Annotated in this window: 19 protein-coding genes; 7 read left to right on the forward strand and 12 right to left on the reverse strand. The window is 71.8% G+C overall.

The features are described from left to right. The first annotated feature begins 52 nt into the window (after positions 1-52). On the forward strand, positions 53-946 hold the full coding sequence (locus tag ABD350_RS18935; RefSeq protein WP_344349329.1) for a LysR family transcriptional regulator: 894 nt from the start codon (positions 53-55) through the stop codon (positions 944-946). Between the two features lie 548 nt (positions 947-1,494). Continuing rightward, entirely contained in the window at positions 1,495-2,277 is a 783-nt protein-coding gene (locus ABD350_RS18940; RefSeq protein WP_344349331.1) for a hypothetical protein, read from the forward strand. A 168-nt stretch (positions 2,278-2,445) separates the two neighbouring features. Here the strand turns inward: ABD350_RS18940 and exaC are convergent, their stop codons facing one another. The 7 genes from exaC to xylB all read right to left on the reverse strand — a co-directional run bounded on the left by exaC (position 2,446) and on the right by xylB (position 11,952). After that, positions 2,446-3,969: an acetaldehyde dehydrogenase ExaC gene (gene exaC, locus ABD350_RS18945; protein WP_344349332.1), complete on the reverse strand. Its 1,524-nt coding sequence runs from the start codon at positions 3,967-3,969 to the stop codon at positions 2,446-2,448. A 56-nt stretch (positions 3,970-4,025) separates the two neighbouring features. Continuing rightward, the gene (locus ABD350_RS18950; protein WP_344349333.1) at positions 4,026-5,330 is read right to left on the reverse strand and encodes a GAF domain-containing protein; all 1,305 of its coding nucleotides are present in this window, start codon (positions 5,328-5,330) and stop codon (positions 4,026-4,028) included. Positions 5,331-5,439: 109 nt separating this feature from the next. Next, on the reverse strand, positions 5,440-6,039 hold the full coding sequence (locus ABD350_RS18955; RefSeq protein ID WP_344349334.1) for an N-acetylmuramoyl-L-alanine amidase: 600 nt from the start codon (positions 6,037-6,039) through the stop codon (positions 5,440-5,442). 99 nt (positions 6,040-6,138) lie between these two features. Then, positions 6,139-7,152, reverse strand: a complete 1,014-nt coding sequence (locus ABD350_RS18960) for an acetamidase/formamidase family protein (protein ID WP_344349335.1) — start codon at positions 7,150-7,152, stop codon at positions 6,139-6,141. A gap of 100 nt (positions 7,153-7,252) precedes the next feature. Then, a complete protein-coding gene (locus ABD350_RS18965; protein ID WP_344349337.1) occupies positions 7,253-8,755 on the reverse strand; it encodes an APC family permease in 1,503 nt (500 codons plus the stop codon). Positions 8,756-9,246: 491 nt separating this feature from the next. Further along, a complete protein-coding gene (locus ABD350_RS18970; protein WP_344349338.1) occupies positions 9,247-10,455 on the reverse strand; it encodes an ROK family protein in 1,209 nt (402 codons plus the stop codon). Positions 10,456-10,506: 51 nt separating this feature from the next. Then, positions 10,507-11,952 carry a xylulokinase gene (gene xylB, locus ABD350_RS18975; RefSeq protein WP_344349339.1) on the reverse strand — a complete coding sequence of 482 codons (1,446 nt, stop codon included), beginning with the start codon at positions 11,950-11,952 and terminating at the stop codon, positions 10,507-10,509. A gap of 155 nt (positions 11,953-12,107) precedes the next feature. Here xylB and xylA point away from each other — a divergent pair, with 155 nt between their 5' ends. Continuing rightward, positions 12,108-13,274 (forward strand): xylose isomerase, encoded by a 1,167-nt coding sequence (gene xylA / locus ABD350_RS18980; RefSeq protein ID WP_344349340.1) that lies wholly within the window; start codon positions 12,108-12,110, stop codon positions 13,272-13,274. Positions 13,275-13,534: 260 nt separating this feature from the next. On the opposite strand, the gene ABD350_RS18985 is transcribed toward xylA, so the two are convergent. Then, positions 13,535-14,806 carry an SWF or SNF family helicase gene (locus tag ABD350_RS18985; RefSeq protein ID WP_344349341.1) on the reverse strand — a complete coding sequence of 424 codons (1,272 nt, stop codon included), beginning with the start codon at positions 14,804-14,806 and terminating at the stop codon, positions 13,535-13,537. Next, the gene (locus ABD350_RS18990; RefSeq protein ID WP_344349342.1) at positions 14,803-17,670 is read right to left on the reverse strand and encodes a DEAD/DEAH box helicase; all 2,868 of its coding nucleotides are present in this window, start codon (positions 17,668-17,670) and stop codon (positions 14,803-14,805) included. Before ABD350_RS18990 ends, ABD350_RS18985 begins: the two co-directional genes overlap by 4 nt. Positions 17,671-17,971: 301 nt before the next feature. Here ABD350_RS18990 and ABD350_RS18995 point away from each other — a divergent pair, with 301 nt between their 5' ends. The 3 genes from ABD350_RS18995 to ABD350_RS19005 all read left to right on the forward strand — a co-directional run bounded on the left by ABD350_RS18995 (position 17,972) and on the right by ABD350_RS19005 (position 22,813). After that, entirely contained in the window at positions 17,972-18,307 is a 336-nt protein-coding gene (locus tag ABD350_RS18995; protein ID WP_344349343.1) for a CU044_2847 family protein, read from the forward strand. After that, positions 18,304-22,524 (forward strand): nSTAND1 domain-containing NTPase, encoded by a 4,221-nt coding sequence (locus ABD350_RS19000; protein WP_344349344.1) that lies wholly within the window; start codon positions 18,304-18,306, stop codon positions 22,522-22,524. The genes ABD350_RS18995 and ABD350_RS19000 overlap by 4 nt, the downstream gene beginning before the upstream one ends. 106 nt (positions 22,525-22,630) lie before the next feature. Beyond that, positions 22,631-22,813, forward strand: coding sequence for a hypothetical protein (locus ABD350_RS19005; protein WP_344349346.1), 183 nt, complete (start codon positions 22,631-22,633; stop codon positions 22,811-22,813). A gap of 129 nt (positions 22,814-22,942) precedes the next feature. Here the strand turns inward: ABD350_RS19005 and ABD350_RS19010 are convergent, their stop codons facing one another. Both ABD350_RS19010 and ABD350_RS19015 read right to left on the reverse strand, forming a co-directional pair. After that, complete coding sequence (locus ABD350_RS19010; RefSeq protein ID WP_344349347.1) at positions 22,943-23,782, reverse strand: hypothetical protein; 840 nt, start codon at positions 23,780-23,782, stop codon at positions 22,943-22,945. A gap of 144 nt (positions 23,783-23,926) precedes the next feature. Next, positions 23,927-24,223: a hypothetical protein gene (locus ABD350_RS19015; RefSeq protein ID WP_382466791.1), complete on the reverse strand. Its 297-nt coding sequence runs from the start codon at positions 24,221-24,223 to the stop codon at positions 23,927-23,929. Positions 24,224-24,318: 95 nt separating this feature from the next. Here ABD350_RS19015 and ABD350_RS19020 point away from each other — a divergent pair, with 95 nt between their 5' ends. After that, positions 24,319-25,224, forward strand: coding sequence for an oxygenase MpaB family protein (locus ABD350_RS19020; RefSeq protein ID WP_344349349.1), 906 nt, complete (start codon positions 24,319-24,321; stop codon positions 25,222-25,224). Here the strand turns inward: ABD350_RS19020 and ABD350_RS19025 are convergent. Next, complete coding sequence (locus ABD350_RS19025) at positions 25,201-25,734, reverse strand: PadR family transcriptional regulator (RefSeq protein WP_344349350.1); 534 nt, start codon at positions 25,732-25,734, stop codon at positions 25,201-25,203. The genes ABD350_RS19020 and ABD350_RS19025 overlap by 24 nt on opposite strands. Positions 25,735-25,824: the final 90 nt, after the last annotated feature.

Raw genomic sequence — 25,824 nt, forward strand, 5'->3', positions numbered from 1 at the left:
GGACGGGTGCGCAGGAAGCGAGGATCTGGCATCTGTGGTATGCGTATCCCGCATGGACATCTCCAGCACGGGACTGCGGGTCCTGCGGCAGATCGCCGAGTCCGGCAGCTTCACCGCGGCAGCCGCCCGGCTCGGATACACGCAGTCGGCCGTCTCCCGCCAGGCCGCCACCCTCGAACGCAGCGTCGGTACCACCCTGTTCGAACGCCGCCCGGACGGGGTACGGCTCACTCCCGCCGGCTTGACCCTGCTGCGGCACGCCCACACGGTCCTCGCCTCGCTCGCGGCGGCCGAGCATGAGCTCACCGGGACCGTCCCACGGACCGAACTGGTGCGGCTCGGGGCCGTCCTGAGCGCGGGTTCGGCGATCCTGCCCGCCGCACTCGCTCGCCTCGCGGCGGCCGACCCGCAGATCACGGTCACCACCCGCGAGGGCACCACACCCACCCTGATCCGGGCGCTGCGCGCGGGCTCGCTCGACCTCGCCGTGCTGACATCCCGCCCACCCCACCGGCCCTTCGACGGCGACTCGCCGCGTCTGCACCTCGAGACCGTCGCGGACACAGAACTGGTCGTGGCGGTGCCTTCGACCGGAGACTTCGCCGGGCGCACCACGGTGCACGTCGACGAGCTGGTCGATGCCGCTTGGATCGCCACCCCTTCATCAGGCGGTGAGCCGCTGCTCGGCGTCTGGCCCGGACTGCCCGGACGGCCGCGCATCATCCACTCCGCGCGCGACTGGCTGACCAAGCTCCAGCTGGTCGCCGGCGGCTTCGGCGTGACCACAGTGCCCACCCCCCTCTCACCGCTACTGCCGCCGGGGGTAAGCCTGCTGCGCGTCGACGGCGCACCCCCCGAGATCCGCCGCGTGCTCGTGGCACGCCTCGGCGGCCACCCCGCCCCGGCGATCACGGCCGTCACCCGAGCGATCACTGCGACCGCCTGAACCGCCGCCAAGACCGCGCACGACCGCGTGTACCGCTTTCCCCCTCACAGAGGTGGGCACCGCGGTCACCATCGGCCTGTTCTTCGCGGTACTGGCGATCGGCTTCGCCGTCGTACACCTCGCGCCCCGCGGCCGTGCAGAACGGCCGCCGGCAGCCAGCCTTCCGCCGAGGCAAGCGGACTCGTTGCCGGTGGGCAGCGTGGCACTGGTCCGGGCTTCGCGTCCGATCTCCTATCTCCTACCAGAATTGCTCGAACCGCCCTCTCAATCGCTGTCTGGCCGGGACGGAAAGGATGAATTCGCGAAAGACCGGCCAATGCGTCCTTCCCGGAATCGCTCGGACGGGGCGAGGGTCGCCGCCCTCACAGGTGCTGACCGACCTGTGAGACCGAGCCTTCCCGCCGTGGCGCTCATTTGACGCTCCGCATGCCGAACGGCCCGTGTGCGGGATCGAAAAAGCACATCTGACCTGCAGTTTCCGTTCATGCGTTCAGGGCATGGCCCGACTGCCGCAGCCGTCCGCTCGGCGGAGAGGACGAGAGCCCAGAGTGCACACCCTCATTGACCTGGCCGTCGCTGCTCACCGGTCCGGGCAGCGGGGCGAGGCAGCCCGCCTCACCCACCGCGCCGAACAGGCCGTCGACGCGTCCGACAGCTACGCACGCGTCCTAGACCTCGCGAAGGTAGCCGAGGGCTTGCACCACACGGGCCGCCCCGAGGAAGGTGACGCGCTCCTCCACGGGATACTCCACGATTGCCGAATCCTGGCAGATCGCGCCGAGCACGCCGAGGGCCTGCGACGGGTGGCCGAGGCATTGGGCCGTACCGGAAAACCGGGCAGAGCGGCAGAGGTGGCTCAGGAGATCCTGGGCCTGGCGGACACCACCGACAGCCCCTACCAACGGTGCTGGGACACGTACGCCGCTGCCGGTGCGCTCCTCGCGGGGGGCGATATCGACGCGGTGCTCGATCTGGAGGCTGGCCTGCCGGAGGACGGGGTCGACGATATCCTCACCGGTGTCGTGGAAAAGCTTGTGGCCACCGGTGATCTGGCCGCAGCAGAGCAAATCACCGACTGGCAAGGAGACGACCACGCCATCGGCTACCTTGCGGCGGGCGCCGCAGCTACGGGGGACGTCGCCCGTGCCGCCGCGCTGCTGGAGGAGATCAGCCATCCTGTCGTGCGTGAGGCGGCCACCTTGGCCGTGGTCAAGGCGCTCTGCCGGGCGGGTGCCCGCTCGGCGGCCCGCACCCTGGCCCGTGATCACGCGAACCGTCTGATCGAAGACTCGATGCGGCGGTGGGATGAGAGCGAGCACCGGGCAGCGTGAGCGTTAGACCTGGCCTGGCCCGGAAATGCCCCGGAACAGCTGGTCAAAGGCGGGGTACCAGTGGGATGAATCGGGAGCAGGGCACGATTTCGACTCGTGGTCTATCTATGGCCTGAAGGAAGCGCCTGACCAGGCGTTCTCCCTGGTCAGGCGCCTTTCTCAGTGCGTCTAAAAGAAGCCCAGCCTCTTCGGTGAGTACGACACCAGGAGGTTCTTGGTCTGCTGGTAGTGCTCCAGCATCATCTTGTGGGTCTCGCGGCCGATGCCGGACTGCTTGTAGCCGCCGAATGCCGCGTGTGCGGGGTAGGCGTGGTAGCAGTTGGTCCACACGCGGCCCGCCTGGATGGTGCGGCCCGCGCGGTAGGCGGTGTTGATGTCCCGGGTCCATACGCCCGCGCCCAGGCCGTACAGCGTGTCGTTGGCGATTTTCATGGCGTCGTCGAAGTCGTCGAAGGAGGTCACGGAGACGACTGGGCCGAAGATCTCCTCCTGGAAGATCCGCATACGGTTGTCGCCCTCGAAGATGGTCGGCTGGACGTAGTAACCGTCCTTCAGCTCGCCGTCGTACCGCACGCGTTCCCCGCCGGTGAGGATCTTGGCGCCCTCCTGGCGGCCGATGTCCAGGTAGGAGAGGATCTTCTCCAACTGGTCGTTGGAGGCCTGCGCGCCGATCATCGTTTCGGTGTCCAGCGGGTGGCCCGGCTGGATGCGCCGGGTGCGCTCTACGGCCGCCTCCAGGAACTCGGTGTAGTGGCCGCGCTGGATCAACGCCCGGGACGGGCAGGTGCAGACCTCGCCCTGGTTGAGCGCGAACATCGTGAAGCCTTCGAGCGCCTTGTCGCGGAAGTCGTCGTCGTGCGCCCACACGTCGTCGAAGAAGATGTTCGGCGACTTCCCGCCCAGCTCCAGCGTGACCGGCTTGATGTTCTCCGAGGCGTACTGCATGATCAACCGTCCCGTGGTGGTCTCCCCGGTGAAGGCGATCTTCGCCACGCGCGGGCTCGATGCCAGCGGTTTGCCCGCCTCCACTCCGAAGCCGTTCACCACGTTCACCACGCCCGGTGGGAGCAGGTCCGCGACCAGGCTCAGCCAGTAGTGGATCGAGGCAGGCGTCTGCTCGGCCGGCTTGAGGACCACCGCGTTCCCCGCGGCCAGCGCCGGGGCGAGTTTCCACGTCGCCATCAGGATCGGGAAGTTCCACGGGATGATCTGCGCGACGACCCCGAGCGGCTCGTGGAAGTGGTACGCCACCGTGTCGTCGTCGATCTCGCTCAGCGAACCCTCCTGCGCCCGGATCGCCCCCGCGAAGTAACGGAAGTGGTCGATCGCCAGGGGGATGTCAGCCGCCAGCGTCTCCCGCACCGGCTTGCCGTTCTCCCAGCTCTCGGCCACCGCCAGCGGCTCCAGGTGCGCCTGCATCCGCTCAGCGATCTTCAGCAGGATTTCGGAGCGCTCCGCCACCGACGTACGGCCCCACCCCGGTGCCGCCTCGTGCGCGGCGTCCAGCGCCCGCTCGACGTCCTCCGCGGTGCCGCGCGCGACCTCCGTGAACGGCTGCCCGTTGACCGGCGACGGATTCTCGAAGTACTGCCCGCGCGCCGGCGGAACATAGGCACCGCCGATGAAGTGGTCGTACCGCGCCTGGTAGGAGACGATCGCGCCCTCGGTACCCGGTGCCGCGTAACGAGTCATCCTGGTCTGCCTCCCGGTGCAGCGCTGCCCGCCGTCGGGCAGCTCCCGTCCCGAGGCTAGGCAAGCGGACGTTGCGAGTACGTTGCACCGCTGGTGCGTACCGGTGCCCAGCCGGCCGGCGCCGCCAGTTCCGCCTCCAGCCCGGCGAGCCGGGCCCGCACGGACGCCGTGGGGCGCACCGCGGCGAGCGCCCGCCACACCTCCAGGTCCTCCTCTCCCCACGGCGCGTGCGCCCAGCCCGCCAGCAGATCCGGGTCGCCGTGCGCGATCAGTGCCGCGCGCAGCCCACCGGCGAGCCGTTCCCGCAGCGTTACCACGGCCGGTGCCTGCGAGCCCGGCAGCAGCGGCCCGGCATACCCCTCCACCGCCGCGGTCAGCGCCCCCGTCTCCAGTCGCCGCTCCACCACGGTGACGTCGGACTCGACCACGGCCGTCAGCCGGTACGGCCGTGAGGCGAGCAGACCCGTACCCAGCAGCCTGCGCAGCCGGGCCAGTTCCGCGCGCAGCGTCACCGGGGTCACCGACTCCTCCGCGTACAGCGCGCACAGCAGCTGGTCACCGGTCAGGCCCTCGGGATGCCGGGACAGCAGGACGAGGATTTCGCTGTGCCGGCGGCTGAGCTTGAGCCGCCGCCCCCGCAGGGTGAGTTCGGCCTCGTCCCGGCCGAGCGCGCTGAGCAGCGGCACCTCCTCGGGCTTGGGCGGGGCGAGCAGGGCGAGCTGTGCCTCGGCGGCGCGTGCCACCGCCCGCACGAAGCCGAGACTGTGCGGATGGGCGAGCCCGTCCCCGCCGGTGATGTCCACGGCCCCGAGGATGCGTCCCGTGCGCGGGTCGTGCACGGGGGCGGCGGCGCAGGTCCACGGCTGCACCCGTCGTATGAAGTGCTCGGTGGCGAACACCTGCACGGGCCGGTCCACGGCGACCGCGGTACCCGGCGCGTTGGTGCCCACCGCGCACTCCGACCAGCGGGCCCCGGGCACGAAGTTCATCCGGTCCGCGCGGCGCCGGGTCGCCGCATGCCCCTCCACCCACAGCAGTCTGCCCTGCGCGTCGCACACCGCCAGCAGATGCTCGCCGTCGGCCGCGAACGTCCCCATCAGCTCCCGGAACAGCGGCATCACCCGGGCCAGCGGATGTTCGGCGCGGTAGGCGCCCAGTTCACCGCCGGTCAGCTCCACACTGGCGGTGCCGTCCGGCCCTACGCCGGCCCGCGCGCTGCGCCGCCACGACTCCGCCACCACCGACCGCACCAGGCGCGGCACCGTGCCGACCGCGGTGAACGTCTCGTGCGCCCGGCGCAGCACCCGGACGCGTTCGGCGGGGTCGGTCCCCGGCTTCAGGGCAACCCACGGATCGGTCAACTCGGCCTCCCCGGGCGGTGATACGGCGTGATACGGCGGCGATGCGGTGATGACGCGGGCGGTACCGAGGTGGTGCGGCGGTGTGGAGGGGGCCGTGCGGTGCGGTGGGTCAGGAGAAGTTGACCAGTCTGATGTAGCGCACCCAGTCCCAGTCCGGCCCCGGGTCGGTGTGGTCGGTGCCGGGCACCTGATGGTGGCCGATGATGTGTTCCCTGTCCCGGGGGATGCCGTACTTGGCGCAGATCGCCGCCGTCAGTTTCGCCGACTGCTGGTACAGCGCGTCGGTGAAGTATTCGGGCCGGTCCACCCAGCCCTCGTGCTCGATGCCGACGGAGCGCGTGTTGTAGCTCCAGTTGCCCGCGTGCCAGGCGATGTCGGCTTCACGGACGCACTGGGCGACATGCCCGTCCGCCGAGCGGACCACATAGTGGGCGGACACTTTCTTCTGCGGGTTGGCGAAGATCGCCAATGTGTCGCTGTACGTCTCCTGTGTGACATGGATGATCACACGGTCGATGGCGTATGCGCCGGGGCGGGCGGACACGGTGTAGTTGGCGGTACTCGCCGGCCGCCACTCGGCGGGCGGGTAGTCGGCGGACCGGGTCTGCGCACCGGCACGCGGACCTGGGAGCGACGCGTAGGGGACGGCGGCGAGTGCCGCGCCTTTCAGTAGCCGTCGTCGGCTGAGCCGGGGTCGGGCTCGGTCCATGTCCATGGCGGTATGCCTTTCGGTGAAGCCTTTCGGTATGCCTTCGGGAGGAGCCGGTCCGGTAGGAGGCGGCCGGTGGTGCCGGGCTACGCGGCAGCTTCAGTGGCGCAGGGCCCGCGCGGTCTCCCGCAGCCGCGCGTGCACGCCGTGGTACGTCTCCCGCGTGGGCAGCCACTCCTTGCGGAGCTTGGCCACGCAGGTGTAGTTCGTGTCGCACACGTTGGCCAGCGGCGATTCGACCGTCTGGGTCGCGAACTGGTACGCGTCCAACTCGCTGAACCCGTAGTCGCGCACCAGCCACCGCACCAGGTCGAGCTGCGATATCCGGAACGCGTCCTCCAGCGGGCGGGCCGAACCGGTCGAGATGATGTGCGTGTCCGACTCCAGGCGGGGCCACGGTGTGGTGACGCCCTTGAGCAGGTCCACGATCATCACCGTGTTCATCGCGCACTCCACGGCCACCCCGCAGGTCTCGCCCTCCCCTTGCCGGGCATGCCCGTCGCCCAGGCTGAGCAGGGCGCCCTCGACATTGACGCCCAGGTAGCAGGTGACGCCGGCCCGCATCTCGGGTGTGTCCATGTTGCCGCCGTGGGCGTCGGGCACAAGAGCCGAGCGGACCTCCAGATTGGCGGGTGCCACGCCCACCGTGCCGTGCATCGGGTCCAAGGGCAGCTCCACCCGGATGTCGCTGTCCTGCGCTTGGAACAGGGCCGTCCGGCGGGCCCGGTCCAGCTGCCAGATCCACACCCGTTCCGGCAGCGGCGGCTGCAGCGTGGCCGTGGTGTGCGTGGCGGTGAGCGCGCCGAAGAGCGGCACTGTCGTGGACGCCGCCCAGTCGCGGGCCGGTTCGATGGAGACGAAATGCACGGCCACGGTGTCGCCGGGTTCGGCTCCCTCGATGTGGAAGGGGCCGGTCTGGGGATTGAGGTAGGGGAACTCGCACACCTCGGACACGAGATCCTTCTCGGAGCGGACCCGGCCGGCGAAACAGTCCTCGGTATACAGGTCGAGAACCGTGCCCGGTGCGATCCGGGCCACGGGCGGCGCCCCGCCGAAGGTCCAGGCGTACTGGTCCGGTTCCGGGCGCACGGTGAGGATCCGGGGGTCGGTCATCGAGGCATGGCTCCTTCTGGGAGGTCATCAAGGTGTTGGATCGACCCGGAAGGGCCGTCTGGAGGGTGATCATCGTGTCGGGCCGACCCGGAGGGGCCGTTCACCGCTGTGACGGTGGTTGGCGGGCACCCGTCCCGTCCCGCCGTCCGGCACCGGCGTCGTAGTCGTCGAGGTGCACCCGGGCGGTCTCGGCTATCCGTCCGGGGTGCCGTCGTATCAGCACGAGCAGCACCACCACACCCACGGCGAGCCAGGCGCCGACGACCGGACCGGCGTAGGACACCGGCGCCGTCAGTTCCGTGACGAAGTCGAACACCGGCAGGCCGGCGGCCGTCAGCAGGGCCGGGATGAACGCGGCGCTGCCCAGTGCCGGGTACAACAGATGCCGTACCGGCTTGAGGGACGCGCGGCCGGACCGCAGGAAATAGCCGGCACAGGAGAGGTTCACGACGATGTAGACACCGGTGACGATCGTGACGATCACCGTGGCGAGCAACAGGTACGCGGTCACCGGGTCGTAGGCGAAGCCGAGGCCCAGCACCGCGCCGACCGCCACCACGGTCTGCACGGCGATGCCGGCCACGGGGGAGCGGTGCCTGGGGTGGAGGGTCGCGAGTACACCGGGCAGGACCCGGATACGGGCCAGGGCGAAGGCCGTGCGGGTGGAGACGTTCGCGCAGGCGTTGGCGTTCGCGATCGCTGAGTTGACCACCGCGAGGAACACCAGCACCCAGAAGAGGCCGAACGAGGTCCGGGCGACGCCCTCCCAGGAGGCCTCGCCCGAGGCACCGAAGGCCGCGGAGCGGTCGGGGCCGAAGTAGACGGTCATCGCGTAGGTCGTGAGCACATAGAACAGACCGATGCCCAGGGCCGCTCCGAGAACCGCGCGGTGCATCGTCCGCCGTGGGTCGCGGGTCTCCTCGGCGAGCGGCGCGGCCGCTTCGAAACCGGCGAACGCCAGCACCGTGTACACCGACCCGGCGAACACCCCGGAGACGCCCGCGTACCCGTCGGCGCTGTGGGAAGCGCCGAACACGGACAGGGTGTTGGCGCTTCCGGCCCCGCCGATGAGCAGGACCGCGAACACCAGGAGGACGAGGATCTCGAAGACGCCGAGGACGGTGCCGAAGCGGGCGGAGGCGCGGACTCCGAGATAGCCGGCGCAGGCGATCACCACGGCTCCGGCCAGCGCCCACGGCCACCACAGGTCCGCCGGGTAGGAGGACCACTCCGCGTGGACCGTACCCGCCACCGTGAAGCCCAGTTGCAGGAGCAGCAGCGGTGGCACCAGCATCTCCACGAAGACGTAGGCCCAGCCGACGAGGAAACCTACGGCCGGGTGCAGGCCCCGCGCCGCGTAGGTCGCCACCGAGCCCGCCGCGGGCAGTTCCCGGGCCAGCTCGGCCACGCACGAGGCGGTGAACAGGCAGGCCACGAGGGCGATCAGCACCGACAGCGGCAGACTGCCGCCCGCGAAGGCGGCACCGGACGGGATCGACGCGGCCACCGCGGCGGCCGGCGCCATCGCCGTGACGCTCTGGAACAGGACGTCGCGCAATCCGATCGCGTCACGCCGCAGCGCTCCAGCCGTCTTCGCGTGCATGTGTCCCCCCGATCCGTGTCCCGGCTGCCCTTCGTCGCCTGAGCATGTCCTCGCTCGTCGGCCACCGCACGGATATGACGAACCGTCGGCCGGCCTCGCGTGGAATCACGGTACGGCGCTGGGTGGTTGGGCAGAAGGGTGCGCGACCGTTCGGTGGACAACCCGCCGCCTGTGGATAACTCGGTCACTCGATCGGGTGTATCCGGGGGCCGAGCGGCCAGGCTCCTGGCCGGCACAGCGGCCAGCCCTCCGGCAGAAGCGCCGGGGAGCATGCCGCGCCTTCCCGCGGAAGCACAGCAGGCAGCGCCTCCCCGCGGAGACTTCGGCTTCGGGCGACGGCCCGCCCGGCGGCAGGACGCGTCCCCGCTCCGCAGGGAACACGCGTCGGCACGCACGGGATGCGCGGCGCTTCGGGCTGCCATGCCCCGCGCCTCGCTCGACACCCGGTCCGGCACCCGGCAGCGGTGGCCGGTCCCGGACCGCGAGCGGCGTCAGGATCGTTCCGCCACCACCGCCGGGTCGTCCAGCACCGCGCGGACGACCGAGTGCGCGGCGCCCAGCAGCGGGCCCTGTGGACCCAGCGGGGACACCGTAACGGGGCAGGCCGGGCCCGCCGTACGGCCCGTGAGTTCCGTTTCCAGCGCCGGCAGCAGCCAGGGCGAGAGACCCGCCAGGGCACCGCCCAGGACCACCGTCTCGGGGTCGAGCAGGTTCACCGCCCCGGTCAGGGCGATACCGAGGGCCGTACCGGCGTCCCGCAGAGCGGCCCGTACGTCCCCGTCACCCGCCCCGGCGCGCTCCGCGAGCAGGCCCACCAGATCCTCTCGGGGCTCCAGCCCGGCCGCGCGCCGTACCGCTTCCTCACCCGCGTACTGCTCCAGACACCCCCGGCCGCCGCACGGGCAGGGAGGACCGTCGGGCCGTACCGGCACATGGCCCAGCTCACCCGCGAACCCCCGCTTCCCGCGCAGCAGCCGGCCGTCCACGACGACCGCGGCACCGATACCGATCTCGGCCGACACATGCAGGAAGTCGCCCGGCGTACCGGCACCGAGCCACAGCTCGGCCAAGGCGCCGAAGTTGGCCTCGTTGTCCACGGACAGCGGCCAGCCGCCGGGCAGCAGGGCGCCGAGGTCGGTGTCGTGCCAGTCGAGGTTCGGGGCGCGTACGACCGTCCGTCCGTCCCTGGCCACCAGTCCGGGCACCGCGACCGCGAGCCCGGCGGGCCACAGCTCCGCCTGCTCGGCTTCCGCGACCACCCGGTGGATCAGCGCCGTCAGCTCCTCGATCACCGGCTCGGGCGCCCGGCCCCGGTTGCCGCCGCGCCGGACTGCCCGCGCGCGCACCTCGCCGCGCAGGTCGACCGCGCACACCGCGAGGTGGTCGACGCCGATCTCGGCCCCGATCCCGGCCGGGCCCCGGCCGCTCACCGCGAGCGCCGACCCGGGCCGGCCCACCCGGCCGGGCCGTTCGGGACCCAGTTCCTCCAGCAGCCCCCACCGGATCAGCTCGTCCACCAGCGTCGACACCGCCGCCCGCGTCAGACCGATCCGTGAGGCGACCGCCGCCCGCGACAGCGACCCTTCCGCGCTGACGGCGTGCATCACCCGGGCGAGATTGCGCCGGCGCATGCCCTGCTGGGTGTCCGGCAGGGCACGCCCGGTGCCCGGCGGGCGCGCCTCGTGCAGCGGTGCGGTCATGCCTGCGTCAATCCTCGGTGTCTGCCGCCCGGCTGGGGGCGGGCGGCCTGGTCAGTCGGTCTCGGGCCGCCGCTCCAGCAGCGGGGCCGCGTCGGAGAGTACCCCGGTGATCCGCTCCAGCGTCGACCGGTCCCGTTCCACGGCCTCCAGCACCGGTCCCGCGGCCGTGTTCCAGCGGCGGGCCACGGCCGCGGGATCCTCACCGGTCAGCAGGCCGGCCGCCTGCGCCGCCGCGCCGAGTGCGACCAGTTCCCTGGCCTGCGGGATCTGGACGGGCCGCCCGGAGAGCCGGCGCACGGTCTGCTGCCAGGCCGTGCCCCGGGCCCCGCCACCGATCAGGAGCAGCGGGGTGTCACGGTCGGCATCCGCGTCGAGGACCAGATCGAGGGCCCCCAGCAGGGCGTGCACCGCGCCGTCGTAGGCCGCCTGCAGCAGCTGGCCCGCGGTGGTGTCGTGGCGCAGCCCGTGCAGCAGTCCGGAGGCGTGCGGCAGGTTGGGGGTGCGCTCGCCGTCCAGGTACGGCAGCACGGTCACCGAGCCGCCGGGTTCGACCGCCTCGCGGTCCAGGCCCAGCAGGGCCGCGACGCGGTCCACCGCGAGGGTGCAGTTCAAGGTGCAGGCCAGCGGCAGCCAGTCCCCGCACGCGTCGGCGAAACCCGCCACCGTGCCGGTCGGGTCGGTGGGGCGGCGCTCGGAGACGGTGTAGACCGTGCCGGAGGTGCCGAGGCTCAGCACCGGTGTGCCGGGCCGCAGGCCGAGGCCCAGAGCCGCCGCGGCGTTGTCGCCGGTGCCCGGGGCCACCAGCGTGCCCTTGGAGAAGGGCAGCTCGTGTCTGTCGCGCACCGTGCCGACCACCTCGCCGGGCCGCGCCACCCGGGGCAGCAGCGCCGGATCCAGGCCGATGTGCGCCAGCGTCTCCTCGTCGTACGACTCCGTGCCGGACGCCCACCAGCCGGTGCCGGAGGCGTCGCCGCGGTCGGTCGTGCCCTGCCCGGTCAGGCGCTCGGTGAGGTAGTCGTGGGGAAGCCGGACCGCCTTGGTCGCGCGAACCGCCTCCGGCTCGTGCTCGGCGAGCCAGGCCCACTTGGTGGCCGTGAAGGACGCGCCGGGCACGCTGCCGGTGCGCTCCGCCCAGGCCTTCGGACCGCCCAGCTCCTCGACCAGGCGGCGGGCCTGCGGAGCGGATCGGACGTCGTTCCACAGCAGCGCCGGACGTACCGGCTCACCATGTTCGTCGAGAGTGACCAGGCCGTGCTGCTGGCCGCCGATCGACACCGCCGCCGCCTCGTGCGCCGGCTCACCGCACTGGCGCAGCGCCGTGCACAGCGCATCCCACCACTGGCGTGGGTCGCTCTCCCGGCCCGCCCCGTTGGTCACGGTGTGCGGCGCCTGGCCACTGGCCACGATCCGGCCGGTCGCCACGTCGACGACCAGCGCCTTCGTGGACTGGGTGGACGTGTCCACTCCGACGACGAGCGGACCCTCGGCTGCTGACATCGGGCTCTCCCTCTTCCGCGGCTCCGCGGCATCTGCGGTGGCTGACGAAGACATCTGGTGGGCGAAAGACATGTTGTCTCTTCCCAGAGGTGTGTGCGCATACTAATTTGTAAACGGCCATGACGAAATACTCGTACGCAGCAAGGAGCCGCGCCATGAGCTACCAGCCCACCCCCGAGGACAGGTTCACCTTCGGCCTGTGGACCGTCGGCTGGCAGGGAAGGGACCCGTTCGGCGACGCCACCCGCCCCGCGCTCGACCCGGTCGAGACGGTGCAGCGCCTGGCGGAACTCGGCGCCCACGGAGTGACCTTCCACGACGACGACCTGATCCCCTTCGGCTCTTCGGACACCGAGCGGGAGTCGCACATCAAGCGGTTCCGGCAGGCCCTGGACGCCACCGGTATGACCGTCCCGATGGCCACCACGAACCTCTTCGCGCACCCCGTCTTCAAGGACGGCGCGTTCACCGCCAACGACCGTGACGTGCGCCGCTACGCCCTGCGCAAGACCATCCGCAACATCGATCTGGCGGTCGAACTGGGCGCGAAGACGTACGTCGCCTGGGGCGGTCGCGAGGGCGCCGAGTCCGGGGCCGCCAAGGACGTACGCGCCGCCCTGGACCGCATGAAGGAAGCCTTCGACCTGCTCGGCGAGTACGTCACCTCGCAGGGCTACGACATCCGCTTCGCGATCGAGCCCAAGCCGAACGAGCCCCGCGGCGACATCCTGCTGCCCACCGTCGGCCACGCGCTGGCCTTCATCGAGCGCCTGGAGCGGCCCGAGCTGTACGGCGTCAATCCGGAGGTCGGCCACGAGCAGATGGCGGGCCTGAACTTCCCGCACGGCATCGCGCAGGCCCTGTGGGCGGGCAAGCTCTTCCACATCGACCTCAACGGCCAGTCCGGGATCAAGTACGACCAGGACCTGCGGTTCGGCGCCGGTGACCTGCGGGCCGCCTTCTGGCTGGTCGACCTTTTGGAGAGCGCCGGTTACGAGGGATCCCGCCACTTCGACTTCAAGCCGCCGCGGACCGAGGACATCGACGGCGTGTGGGCGTCGGCCGCGGGCTGCATGCGCAACTACCTCATCCTGAAGGAGCGCGCGGCCGCCTTCCGCGCCGACCCGGAGGTGCAGGAGGCGCTGCGCGCGTCGCGGCTGGACGAGCTGGCCCAGCCGACCGCGGCCGACGGCGTCCAGGAGCTGCTGGCCGACCGCACGGCCTTCGAGGAGTTCGACGTGGACGCGGCCGCCGCGCGCGGCATGGCCTTCGAACGGCTCGACCAGCTGGCGATGGACCACCTGCTGGGGGCGCGGGGCTGACGCCCACGCGCGCGTACCGGCGATCGCCCCGGCCGCGGGGGCGGTCGCCGGAAGGCGCGGGGCCGTCCGCGGTGTCGCGGACGGCCCGCGTCCGTCACGGCTTGCCGGGCAGCCGCCCGTACACCACCGTGGCTCTGACATCGCTGTCGGCCAGGCGGCCCCGGGTGCCGCACGCGCCCTCCCCGTCCGTCATCCCGAAGTCGTCGTACCTGACGAGCGGTGATCTTTCCCTCGGTTCTTGATCTCCTCGGCTGGTGACCTTACGCGCGCGTGGCGAGTCGCGCGGAGGCCAGCGCCGCCGCGGGCCCCTGTTCCGCCGTACCCGCCGGCACCCAGCGGCCCGTCTCCTCGCGATACGGCCACCAGTGGCCCTCGCCGCCGAGCCGCAGTTGAACGCCTTCTTCCTCGACGGTCCACCGGTTGCCACTCCGGTGGAACACCGGCCGCTCCTCGGGCTCCCATGCCGCTTCCAGGGCCGCACGCGCGTGTGCCAGGGCCACGCCCTCCACGGGCCGTTCCTCGTCCAGCACGACCAGCGCCGCGCCGCCCCCGGTCCGCCAGGCGCAGACCGCCGTCGCCAGCCCCTCGTGACCACGCCCCGACCCGGCCGCGAGCCGCTCGACGACGGCGGCCGGGGCCGGCCCGCACGCCAACCGCACGGCGTCCTGGGCGGCCGTCGCGACGGCGCTCGCCGGTTCACCGCACAAGGCGGCGGCCAGCAGCCGGTAGGCCTCCACGGCGGTACGGCCGGCCAGGTGCTCCAGCGCCGCGGGATCGACTCCGGGTGCCGCCACCGACCCGGCGGCGAAGGACGGTGGTGTGCCCGGTTCCGGCGGGAGCGGGGGCAACTCGGGCAGCGGCGGCAGGATTCCGGCGGCACTCCACGCCTCGACGGCGTCCACTCCGGAGGCCGCGGCCCGCTCCGGGGACGGTTCCGCCCGGCCCACGGTGCCGCGGACGTGCAGCTCCGCGAGAAAGGCGTCCTTCTCCTGTCCGCGCAGCAGCAGGAGGAGAAAGGGATCCTCGTCCAGCAGCCGCGCCACCTGATGGCACAGGGCGGCGGTGTGACCGCAGTGGTCCCAGGCGCCGCAGTCGCACTCGGGTTCCAGATCGCCCAGTCCCGGCAGCAGTTCGATCCCGGCCGCCGCGGCGTCCTCGACCAGGTGCGGGGGAAGCTCCCGGTCGAGCAGCGCGGCCATGTGCCCGGACCGTTCCACGGCCAGATCCTGGAACCGCCCCCACTCCTCGTCGGACAGCACCGGCAGCAGGACGTCGGCTCGGTGGGCGGCGTCCCCCGGTCCCCGTACGACGGCGGTGACCCGGCCCGGCCGTACGGTCACCGCGCCCACGCCGCCCGCGCGCGCGAGCCGGCGTCCCGCTTTGACCGCTGCCGCTTCCAGGGCCGTGTCCTCCAGGGCGCGCACCCAGGCGCGCCCCCACCAGCTCTGCGCGAAGCCACGCCCGGGCACCGGTGGCAGGGCCGGGAACGTGCGCTCCGCCTCCCGGCCGTGCTCGTCGTCGTGGCGGTTCATCGTGCCTCCCCGCGCAGTTCCACCAGTGCGGCCAGTTCCTCGTCCGACAACTCCGTCAGCGCCGTCTCGCCACCGCCGAGCACGGCGTCGGCCAGCTCCCGCTTGCGGCCCAGCATCTCCGCGATACGGTCCTCCAGGGTCCCCTCCGCTATCAGCCGGTGCACCTGCACCGGGCGGGTCTGCCCGATGCGGTACGCGCGGTCGGTGGCCTGCGCTTCCACCGCCGGATTCCACCAGCGGTCGTAGTGCACGACGTGTTCGGCCCGGGTGAGGTTCAGGCCCGTTCCGGCAGCCTTCAGCGACAGCAGGAAGACCGGCGCCTCGCCCGCCTGGAAACGCCGTACCAGGTCCTCGCGCAGGGCGACCGGCGTTCCGCCGTGCAGAAGCAGCACGGGTACTCCGCGGGCCGTCAGGTGCCGTTCGAGCAGCCGGGCCATGCGGACGTACTGGGTGAAGACGAGCACGCCCGAGCCCTCCGTGAGGATGGTGCCGAGCAGTTCGTCCAGCAGCTCCAGCTTCCCCGAGCGCCCCGCGAGCAGCGGATCGTCCTCCTTCAGGAACTGCGCCGGATGATTGCAGATCTGCTTCAGGCCGGTCAGCAACCGCACGATCCGACCTCGGCGGCTCATGTCGTCGCAGGTCGCGAGGGAGTCGAGGGTCTCACGGACCAGTGCCTCGTACAGCCCCGCCTGTTCGGCCGTGAGGGCGACCGGGTGATCGGTTTCGGTCTTCGGCGGAAGCTCGGGGGCGATGCCCGGGTCGGACTTGCGGCGCCGCAGCAGGAAGGGTCCGACCAGCCGGGAGAGTTGGTGCGCTGCGGCGGTGTCCCGGCCGCCCTCGACGGGCTGCGCGTACCGGGCGCGAAAGGTGCCGAGCCGGCCCAGCAGGCCGGGTGTCGTCCAGTCGAGGATCGCCCACAGTTCTGTGAGGTTGTTCTCCACCGGAGTGCCGGTGAGTGCCACGCGCGCGCGTGCGTTGATCGTGCGCAGCGCCCGTGCGGTAGCGGAATAAGGATTCTTCACGTGCTGTGCCTCGTCGGCCACCACCATCCCCCAGGACACGGCGGCGAGCCGTCCGGTGTCCAGCCGCATCGTCCCGTAGGTGGTCAGGACGACCTCCCCGTCCGACACAGAGTCGAGATCGCGTTCGGTGCCGTGGAACCGCCGCACCGGCACGCCGGGCGCGAACCGTTCGATCTCGCGCTGCCAGTTGCCCAGCAGCGAGGCCGGGCAGACCACGAGTGCGGGACCGGCCGCCGACGGGTCCGTCCGCCGGTGCAGATGCAGCGCGATCAGCGTGATCGTCTTGCCGAGGCCCATATCGTCGGCCAGACAGCAGCCCAGCCCCAGCGCCGTCGTACGCACCAGCCAGTCCAGGCCGCGCAGTTGGTAGTCCCTGAGAGTCGCGGCCAGGCCGGGCGGCTGCTCGACGGTACGGGTCTGCCCGGCGTCCGAGAGCCTCTCCCGCAGTGCCGCCAGCCATCCGGTGGGCCGCACGTCGACCTGCCGGCCGTCGACCTCCGCCGTGCCGGTCAGAGCCGCGGCCAGCGCCTCGACGGGAGTGAGGGAGCGATCCCGCGCGGTCCGGGCCCGCTCCGCCTCCCCGGGATCGACCAGGACCCATCCGTCGCGCAGTCGCACCAGGGGCCGCTTGGCCTCCGCGAGCCGGTCCAGATCCTCCCGGGACAACTCCCGGCCGTCCAGGTCGAACCACCAGCTGAGCGTGACCTTCGTGTCCGCGGACAGCAACGATGCCGGGGCGGAACCGGTTCCCGGTACGGCGGTGCCGTCGTCCGGCGGGCCGACGGCCGCGTGCGCGGTCAGACCACGCGCCAGCCGCTTCGGCCAGTGCACGGCGACACCCACCGCGGCGAGCGCCCGCGCGCCCTCGCCCAGCAGCCCGGTGATCTCGTCGTCGGCCAGCTCCACGGCATCGGGCACGGTGTCGGAGAGCAGCGGTGCCAGCGGAGGCCAGGCCTTGGCCGCACGGCGCAGCGCCAGTAGCGTGTCCGCACGCGCGCGTGCGGACACCGATTCCCCTGCGTCCGCACCGGTCCACAGGTCCGCGGCGTCCACGACGTCCCCGGTTCCGTCGCCTGCGTGCACCTGAAGCACCGCGCGGAGGCGGACCGGGGTGTCATCCGCCGGCACGGCGTCGTCGAGACCGGGTGCCTCCACGCGCAGCGACAGCCGCACACCCGCGTCCTGGCCGGCGGCGATCTCGTCGGTCCACGGCCGCAGCCCGGGGAGGTGCTGCGGTTCGGGAACCGCGTACTCGGGGCCGCCGGTCACCAGCGCGGCGGCGGGGGAGCGCGGGAGTACGTCGGCGACCGCGTCGAGGAAGGCGCGCAGCAGCCGCTCCGGGTCGGGCAGCAGCGGCAGCCCGTCCGGCGTGAGCGGCACCGCGTGTGCCTCCGGGGGCATGGCGGCGGCCAGTTCACGGACCAGTTCCGTGTCCCGCGCGGACAGCGGGCCCACGCGCCAGGCGTCGTGATCGCCGGGGGACAGGCCGGGCAACAGCAGACCGCGCGCGAGGAAGCCCAGGGCCAGTTCGTATCCGGTACGCCAGAAGGCGGCGGCCCGGTGTTCATCCGGCAGCGCCCGCCCGCGCGCGAGCACCGGAAGCGCGCTGTGGACCGGCAGCAGTACCACGGGCGTCAAGACACGCTCCACACGGCCGTCAGCCGAGGGCAGGGCCAGCTCCAAGAGGGCGTGGGAGCCCTCCGTGGGTTCGGGTGGAGCCTCACCGTCGGGCTGCCAGAACCCGATGCGGCCCGTCCGCGCGGGGTCGGACGGCAGGAAAACGACGCCGCAGCGAGCGAGTTCGGACACTACGGAGGGTGGTGCGGTGGGGGTCGTCTGCACAGCTCTGCCCGAACTCCTCAAATTTGACTAATCGATCGGAGCCGCCGAGGGTACAGCACGGCGACGACGAACACGGCATGTGGCTTCCGTGACTTGGGTCACCGCCACAGGGGGCGTCTTTCGAGGGCCCGGCCGGTGCGGGGCCGCCACGTACCCGGGCGCCTTTTTGTACGGCCGTGAGAGTCCGGTGCACATCACCGGTCCCGGCCTCATCCCTGGGCGACGGCCGTTAGGCTCTCCGACCGCAGGCCTGTCAGGGCACACAAGGCACACGATGTGGGGGATGCACGGCGTGTATGTGGTGGAACTGCCGGTCGGTCCGGACGCAGCAGACGTGGTGAAGGTGGAGATCCGCGAGGTCGACCAGGGCATCCAGCAGGTGTCCCGCCCGGGGCAGGTGGTGGCCCGTGCCTCTCAGTCGCTCGGCGACATGCTGCGGTCGGTCCGTCCGGTCGCGGAGACGTTCGTCAGGACGTTCCGGGACATCGCGCAGGCTCCGGACGAGATCACTCTGGGCTTCGGTATCACCCTGACCGCCGAGGCCGACGCGTTGATCACCAGCACGTCGGCCTCGGCCAATTTCTCGGTGTCGCTGGTGTGGCACCGTACGCCGGCTGATCCGGCGGCTCAGGAATGAGCGGCGCGGGACCGGACGACGGGCCCGGAACCCTCGGCCGGGCGATCTTACGGGTCCTGGGGCCGGGCGGTGCCCCCGTCGGGGTGGCGTTCCTGGTCGGCGACGAGCTGGCCTTCACATGCGCTCATGTCGTCGCAACGGCGCTTCGTACGCCGGACGGCCACCGGCCCGCGGACGAAGAGGAGATCACGCTTGATCTGGCCCTGAGCGATTCCCGGCAGTCGGTGACCGCGCGCGTTCACCGATGGGACGGGCAGCGGGACATCGCCGTTCTGCGGCTCGACGGGCGACTGGCGGAGGCAGGGCCCGTCCGGCTGGTGCGGGCCGGTGACGTATGGCACCACCCCATTCGGGTCTTCGGGTTCCCGGTCCACCGCGACGAGGGAGTGTGGCACTCGGGGCGGCTGCTGGACCGGCAGGGCAGCGGATGGATCCAGACCGAGATGGCGTCCGCGCACGGCTACCGGGTGTCGCGGGGATTCAGCGGAGGCCCGGTCTGGGACGGGCAGCTGAACGGTGTGGTCGGCATGATGATGGCGGCCGAGCTGGACGGGCCGGCCGTCGCTTACCTCATTCCGTCGGCCGCTCTGCTCGCCGCGTGGCCGGAACTGGAACTGCCCTCCGACGAGGAGTCGCCGTTTCGTCCGCTGGCCGCCCTCACCGAAACCGACGCACCGTGCTTGTACGCCCGGGCGCGGGAGACCGCCGAGGTGGCCGACCAGATACGCAAGGAACCCGTGGTCACGCTGGTCGGACCCTCAGGGTCCGGGAAGTCCTCGCTGGCCATGGCGGGCGTCGTACCCAAGTTGCGTACGTACGGCTACGCGGCCGCCGTCATGCGCCCCGCCAGGGACTCCGACGGTACCCCGCTGACCCCGGTCACCGCGTTCGCCGACGCTCTTCTCCCGCTGCTCCACCCCGGCTTGTCCAGGACGGAGCGGAGAGAGCGACGCCGGCAGCTGGCCCATGAACTGCGCGCCGAACCGCACCCGGTCATCGCGGACGTCCTGCGAGCCACGGGAAGCCGGCGTCTGCTGCTGGTGATCGACCAGTGCGAGGAAGCCCTCACCGTTGCGGAGGAGGAGATCGCGGCGCTGACCCGCCTGCTGACCGCCGACAACCTCGCCGAGCGCGTCCGGGTACTGACCACCCTGCGCGCCGACTTCCTCGAACCGGCCCTCTCCCACCCGTCCCTCGGGCCGCTCGTCCAGGCGAAGATCTACGCCCTCAGACCGATGAACCGCGACCAGTTGCGCGAGGTGATCGACCAGCCCGTCCAGGACGCCACCCGGGTTGCGTACGCCGAACGCCTGGCCGACCGGATCCTGCGCGACACCGGCGACGTCCCCGGCGCCCTGCCCCTGCTGGTCATGGCCCTGGACCTGCTGTGGCGGAACCAGACCGCGCACGGGCAGCTGACCCACGAGGCCTACGAAGCGACCGGCGGCGTGAGCGGCGCCCTGCGCAGCGAGGCGGAGAGAGCCTGGAAGGAGAACGTGCGAGAGGCGGAGGAACCCGCCGCTCGGCGCCTGTTCACCCGGCTGGTGCAGGTCCCGTTCACCGGCTCCGGCGCGGTCACCCGACGGACGGCCGGCCGTTTCGAACTCACCCCGTCGGAGTGGGAGATCGCCCAGCGGCTCGCCACCACCAGGCTGCTGGTCACCGACAGCGAGGAGAGCGTCGAACTCGCCCACGAGGCGCTGATCACCGCCTGGCCGAAGCTGGCCGAGTGGGTGGCGGAGGATCACGAGTTCCTCGCATGGCGGGAGTCCACCCGGATCGACCTGACCCGTTGGCAGCAGGCCGGAGAGCCCGCCGAACTGCTGCCCGCCCCCGTGACCCTGGCCGCCGCACAGCGCTGGCTCGACGAGCGGGCGGAGGACATCGGCCCCGCCGAACGGGACTTCCTGGAGCAGGGTCTGCGGCGACGACGGTCGGCCGTGCGGCGGCGGCGCTGGCTCTTCTCCGGAATCGGGCTGATCCTAATGCTGGCACTGGCCCTGGGTGCGCTCTTCGGCTACCAGCGGGAGGTCAGCGCCGAACAACGCGCCGCCGCGGACTCACGGGCGCTGGCGACCCTCGCGACCGACCAGCGGCAGGAGGATCCGGCGCTGGCGGTCAAGCTCGCGCTCGCGGCCTACCGCAGGTCACCGACGGCCGAGGCGAAGAACACGCTGCTGCGGTTTTACCTGCGATACCGGAACACCACTCGCATTCTCTCCAGCGACCTGGGCGACGTGGCCGACTTCCGGGCCAGCCGGGACGGCGGGGTGATAATCGCCCGCACCACTTCGAACCGGGCCACGGTCTACGTGAACGCCCTCCACGGCACGGTCCGGACTGCTCGGTTCGGCGCGGAGTACGTCCTGAATCCGCTGGTCTCGGGGGACGGCAGCCGTATCGGTTACATCGGGGGCGACGGAGCGTCGTCAGGCATCTACTGGTCCGACATCCGTCCGGGCGGCACCTGGCCGCCCGGCAGGCCGCAGCGCCTGACGACCGATGAGCCGGAGATCACCAACGGGTTGAACGAAGCCGAGTTCGCCCACCTGTCCCACGACGGCCGGCTGCTGGTGGCGGGCAGCGGCACGAGCGTGGCGTGGTGGGATCTGGACAAGCGTTCCTTCGGCGGCCGGATGGCCCTGCCGCAGGCACGGGGCGGGCGCGGTCTGGTGGGTGTGTGGTTCGGGCCCGACGACGACACGCTAGTCGTCGTGGCCGATATGGCCAACGCGAAACGGAAGGTGATGGTGGTGGACCGCCGCACCGGCACCGTGCGGATCATCGCCGACTCCGTGAAGCAGGCCGTGATCTCACCGGACGGCAGCGTGGTGGCGACCTGCCGCTCCTCCCGGGGCGCAGGCGTCTACACGGGGCTGCGCGTGTCCGACGGCAGCACCCTGGGGCGCTATGAGGACAAGGACTCGTCCGCGATCGGCTGCAACACGCTCGCGCTCGGAGCGGGAGGCCGCCTGCTGGCCATCGGCCTCACCAAGAAAACGGTGATCGACCTGCCCCACGGGAAGGCCCTGTCCGATTTCGCGGAGCCGGACGACAGCGGCGCGTCGCCGGTCGGTTATGCACGCCTCATGGACTCCGGCGCGAACTCGCTCCTCGTCACTGCCACCGGTTCGGGAGTCTTCAGCACGGAGATCTCCACGCTCCCCTCGAAGAACGCGACCCGGCTCGATCTGACCCCCGACGGGCGCAGGATCGTCGCCGTGCTGAAAGACGGCACGGCGCTCCAGCTGAGAACGGCGGACGCGGACACGGACCTCATCACCGAGGCACCCCGCCTCCGGCCGTACTGGCCGTCCGGGGACCCGGTGGTCTTCGACGAGAAGGGCGTACTGCTGGCCGACCGCGAAGGCGTGGACAAGGTGGTGGTGCGGGAGGCGGCTTCCCTCCGACGCCTGGCCGTCATCTCCACAGCGACACCGCCCGCGCGAACGGGGAGCGATCGACAACCGGTCCTCGACTACCTTTTCGACCGGTCCGGTCACCTCGTCACCCTCTCAGGGGCCACGCTCCAGCGATGGGACGCCAGGACGGGGCGGGCCGTCGACGAACGCGACCTCGCCTCCTTGCTCGGCAGCGCCGGCGACCCCGCTCGTTTGCCCCTGGTTCTGGGCACCTACCCGAAGCCCGGCCTGGTGGCGGTCGTCCAACCGGGTGACCAGCATGTCCGGGTTCTGGACCCGTCGAGTGGGCGGGTGACGGCCCAGTACCCGACACACCACACCGATCTCGTAGCCGTGGCCTTCGACTCGGCCGGCCGGAATCTCGCTTTGCTGCGCCGGGGCGGAGTCATCGAGGTGTGGGGCACCGATCCGCTGCGCAGGAAGATCGGACCCCTGCCGAGCGCCATCCTCCCCTTCACAGCACGCTTCCTGGACGAACCCGGACGTTATCTGATCGCGAGCGACAACAAGATCCGCGTCTATCGCGTCGACGAGCAGCATTCCGACCTGGCGTACGACCTCGGTCCTTCCGACGCTCTGGACACGAGCACGCCTCAATACCGCTTCCTCGACGCTTCGCGGGACGGCCGGACGCTGCTGTACTACGCGATCGGAGACGAGATCGTCTACCCCCTCAGGACAGAGCCCGATGTGTGGGCAGACGGTCTGTGCCGGACACTCGGCGGCTCCGATCTCACCGCCGAGGAACGCGACACCCAGCCCATCTCTGTGCCCGCCGAACCGGTCTGCCCCTAAGGGGTACGCCTCAGGGGCGAGTCAGGGTACGGGGGCGGAACGGACGGGAGCGGGAGGTCGTTTCCCAGAGCAAGGAGCGGCAGCGGCCGCGAAGGAGGCGACGCTCATGTCCAAGAACGCGAAGATCGCCGTAGGGGGCGTGGCGGTCGGGCTGATCCTGCTGATATGGCTGCCCTGGTGGGTGGCGTTCCTGATCGTGGTCGGAGTGCCGGTGGTGGCGTACCTCGCCCTGGACTCCTCGCAGCGGCGCAGGCTCCGCCGGGTCGCCCGCAAGGAACTCGGCCGCTGAAGTACCGGCACGCGACAGGCGGTCGGCGGGCGGTGGACCCGTAGCGGCCGGCCGGGCCCACGGGGGCCGCGCCGTCATGTTGTGGGGCGGGTACCCCGGAGCCCGGCAGGCGTCGTGCGCCGCCGAGCCTCACAGCGGACGTACGGCCATCTTGTCGAGAGCTTCCAGCAGGCCCGGCAGTTCCGGGCCCCGGCCCACCGGATGGACCTCGCCGGGCTCGTCGTCGAGCAGGACGAACGCCATGTCGTCGGTGCGGGCCACGAGCGACCAGCCGGGGCCGTCGGCGCGCAGCGTGCGGGCGCCCCCCGGGGCGAACGACGAGCGCACCCGGCCGAGCGGCGGCGGCGAGTCGACATAGGCGCGCGCCTCCGCGAGGGCCCGGCGGACTCCCGCGTGGCCGACACGCGCGGGGCCCTCCTCGCCCTCCTGGGCGGCCGGCGCGTCCTCCGTCGGCCCGCCGGCCCGGGAGACGGCGTCGTCGACCTGCTCCCGCCACGCGGCCCAGCGCAGCGCGATCTCGTCGGCGCCCAGACGGCGCTGGACCGGTCCCCAGGAGTCGGTGGCCGGTGGGCTCAGCGCCGGCCGGCCCGCCGCCTCGGCGGGAGGATCGTGCGGCGCGGGCACCCCGGGCGCGGCGACGGCGACGGCCAGGGGCCACCCCGGCAGGGCGGTCACGACCGCGCGTTGGTCCGGCGACAGCTCGTATTCCATGCCGCAGTCCCAGGACGCGATCGCCACCGCGACCAGTGAGACATCGTCGATGACGACCGTCCAGCGGGCGCCGTCCCCGTCCTGCCCCAGCACCAGGCCGTATCCGTCGGCGAGCGGCGGCAGCTCCAGCGCCGCGCACGCCGCCGGGTAGTCGTCGCCCAGCACGCTCGGGAACTGTGCCGGCGTCAGCAGTACCGCCGTCAGCACATACAGCGCGTCGTCCGCGGCGGCGACGGAAACATCCTCCGTCCCGGCCATCCCTGCCTCCCCAGTGGTTCGTCCGTCGGCGCGCACCCTAGTGCGAGGGGAAGCCGGTTGTCACGGCTTCGGAAACCATGCGGAGCCTCATGGTTTCCGCCTGGACCGGGGCGAAACGACCACGTCCGGGGAAGAGGGCTCCGCCTAGTTCGCGGGCAGCCCGAGGAGGTCGCGGGCCACCGCGCCAGGCGACTCCTCGCGCTCCCTGGCCAGCGCCACGACCGCCCGGCAGGCCAGCTCGCTCACGCCGAAGGACAGCGCCTCCGGCGACACCCAGGCCGCCGCCTCCTCGGCCCGGTCCTCGTCGCCCTCCGCCCGGGCGGCCACATAGACGGCCGCCGCATCGAACAAGTTGTGCGCACCCTTCTCCCGGGTGCCGGCCGGCCTCGCCTGCGCGGGGGTGCGGAACCTGCCGGTGTACCTGCGGATCGCGTCGAACACGTGGACCACCCTTTCCCCGAACCAGTCAGTGCGACCGCCCATCTGATGCTCCACAACGTAGAGTTGGAGCTTCGGCGGCAGAAGGGGGCGACGCGGTGAAGCGGTACGAACAGCTGGAGCGGATCCGACGGCTGGACCCGGTGGCGGACGCGCTGGAGATCTACCGGATCAGCGTGTCCCTGGAATTCCCCTGGGACTACACGCGCGCCCTTGAACTGGCCCTGTACCGCACCTACGCGGTACCGAGCATCGGCCGGCTGCTCGCGCGGACGGCGGAACTGACCGAGCGCACGCAGAAGCGGTACGACGACACGTCGCTCCTCCTCGACACCATCGTGGAGCACGGCTTCGCCGCGGAGCAGGGGCGTACGGCGATCCGCCGCATCAACCAGATGCACCGCAGTTACGACATCGGCGACGACGACATGCGGTACGTGCTGAGCACCTTCGTGGTGGTGCCCAGGCGCTGGATCGACACCTACGGATGGCGGCGGCTGTCCCGGCACGAGATCATCGCCACCACCGAGTACTACCGCACCCTCGGCCGGCACATGGGCATCCCGGACATCCCCCGGACCTACGAGGAGTTCGAAGCCCTTCTCGACTCCTACGAAGAGGCCCACTTCGGCTGGGACGAAGAGGCCCGGCGGGTCTCCGACGCGACGCTCGGCCTGATGGCCTCCTGGTACCCCCGCCCCCTGGCCCCGCTGCTGCGCACGGTGACACTCGCCCTGCTCGACGAGCCGCTGCTGCGCGCTTTCCGCTACCCGAAACCCGGCGCGGCGGCCACCGCGCTGGTGCGCCGGGCCGTATGGACGCGCGGCCGGCTGGTGCGGCTCATGCCGCCGCGCCGCAGCCCGCACTTCGCCCGGCAGAACCGGGAGATCAAGGGCTACCCCGACGGCTACCGCGTGGCCGACCTCGGTACCCGCCCGGTCCCCGGGCTGCGCGGCTGTCCGGTGCGGCACCTGGACACCTCAGCGGCCGACCCCGTCGAGTGACGCGAGGGTGTCGCGCAACCAGGCCAGTTCCGCCCGGCTCGTGGCACGCGCGATGGTGAGGACACCCCGTCGGAAGGGGTCGTCCAGTTCCTCGGCGCTCAGCGGTCGGTCGCCGTCGTAGAAGAAGCTCGCCGGTTCTTCCAGGAAGGCCAGCCTGCGTCGCAGTACGGCCGCCTGCGCGGCGGGGTCCGCCAGGTGCCGCAGGAACGCCAGCAGCGTGAACCAGTGGTTCTCGTCGGTGATCTCCCGCTGGGCGGGCTCGGCGAGCCGGCGCATCAGCTCGCGCCCGCCCTCCGCGGTGAGCGTCAGCACATGGCGCGGCGCGGCGACGGCACCGGGCTCGGTGGCCCGTACCAGCAGGCCGGCCTTCTCCAGCCGCTTGATCGCCGGGTACAGCGTGCTCTCCGCGACCGGGCGCACATGGCCGGTGAGCGCGGCGATATGACGGCGCAGCACATACCCGTGCAGCGGCGCGTCGTACAGGAATCCCAGGATGGCGAGTTCGAGCATGCCCGCATTCTCCCGCAGGGGTACATCGTCATTCCAATACCACCTCGGCGGCATACCTCGTTGGCGATGTATTGTCTGGAGGCGTCGATG

It is taken from the genome of Streptomyces nogalater (assembly GCF_039532885.1).
GTDB lineage: Bacteria > Actinomycetota > Actinomycetes > Streptomycetales > Streptomycetaceae > Streptomyces > Streptomyces nogalater.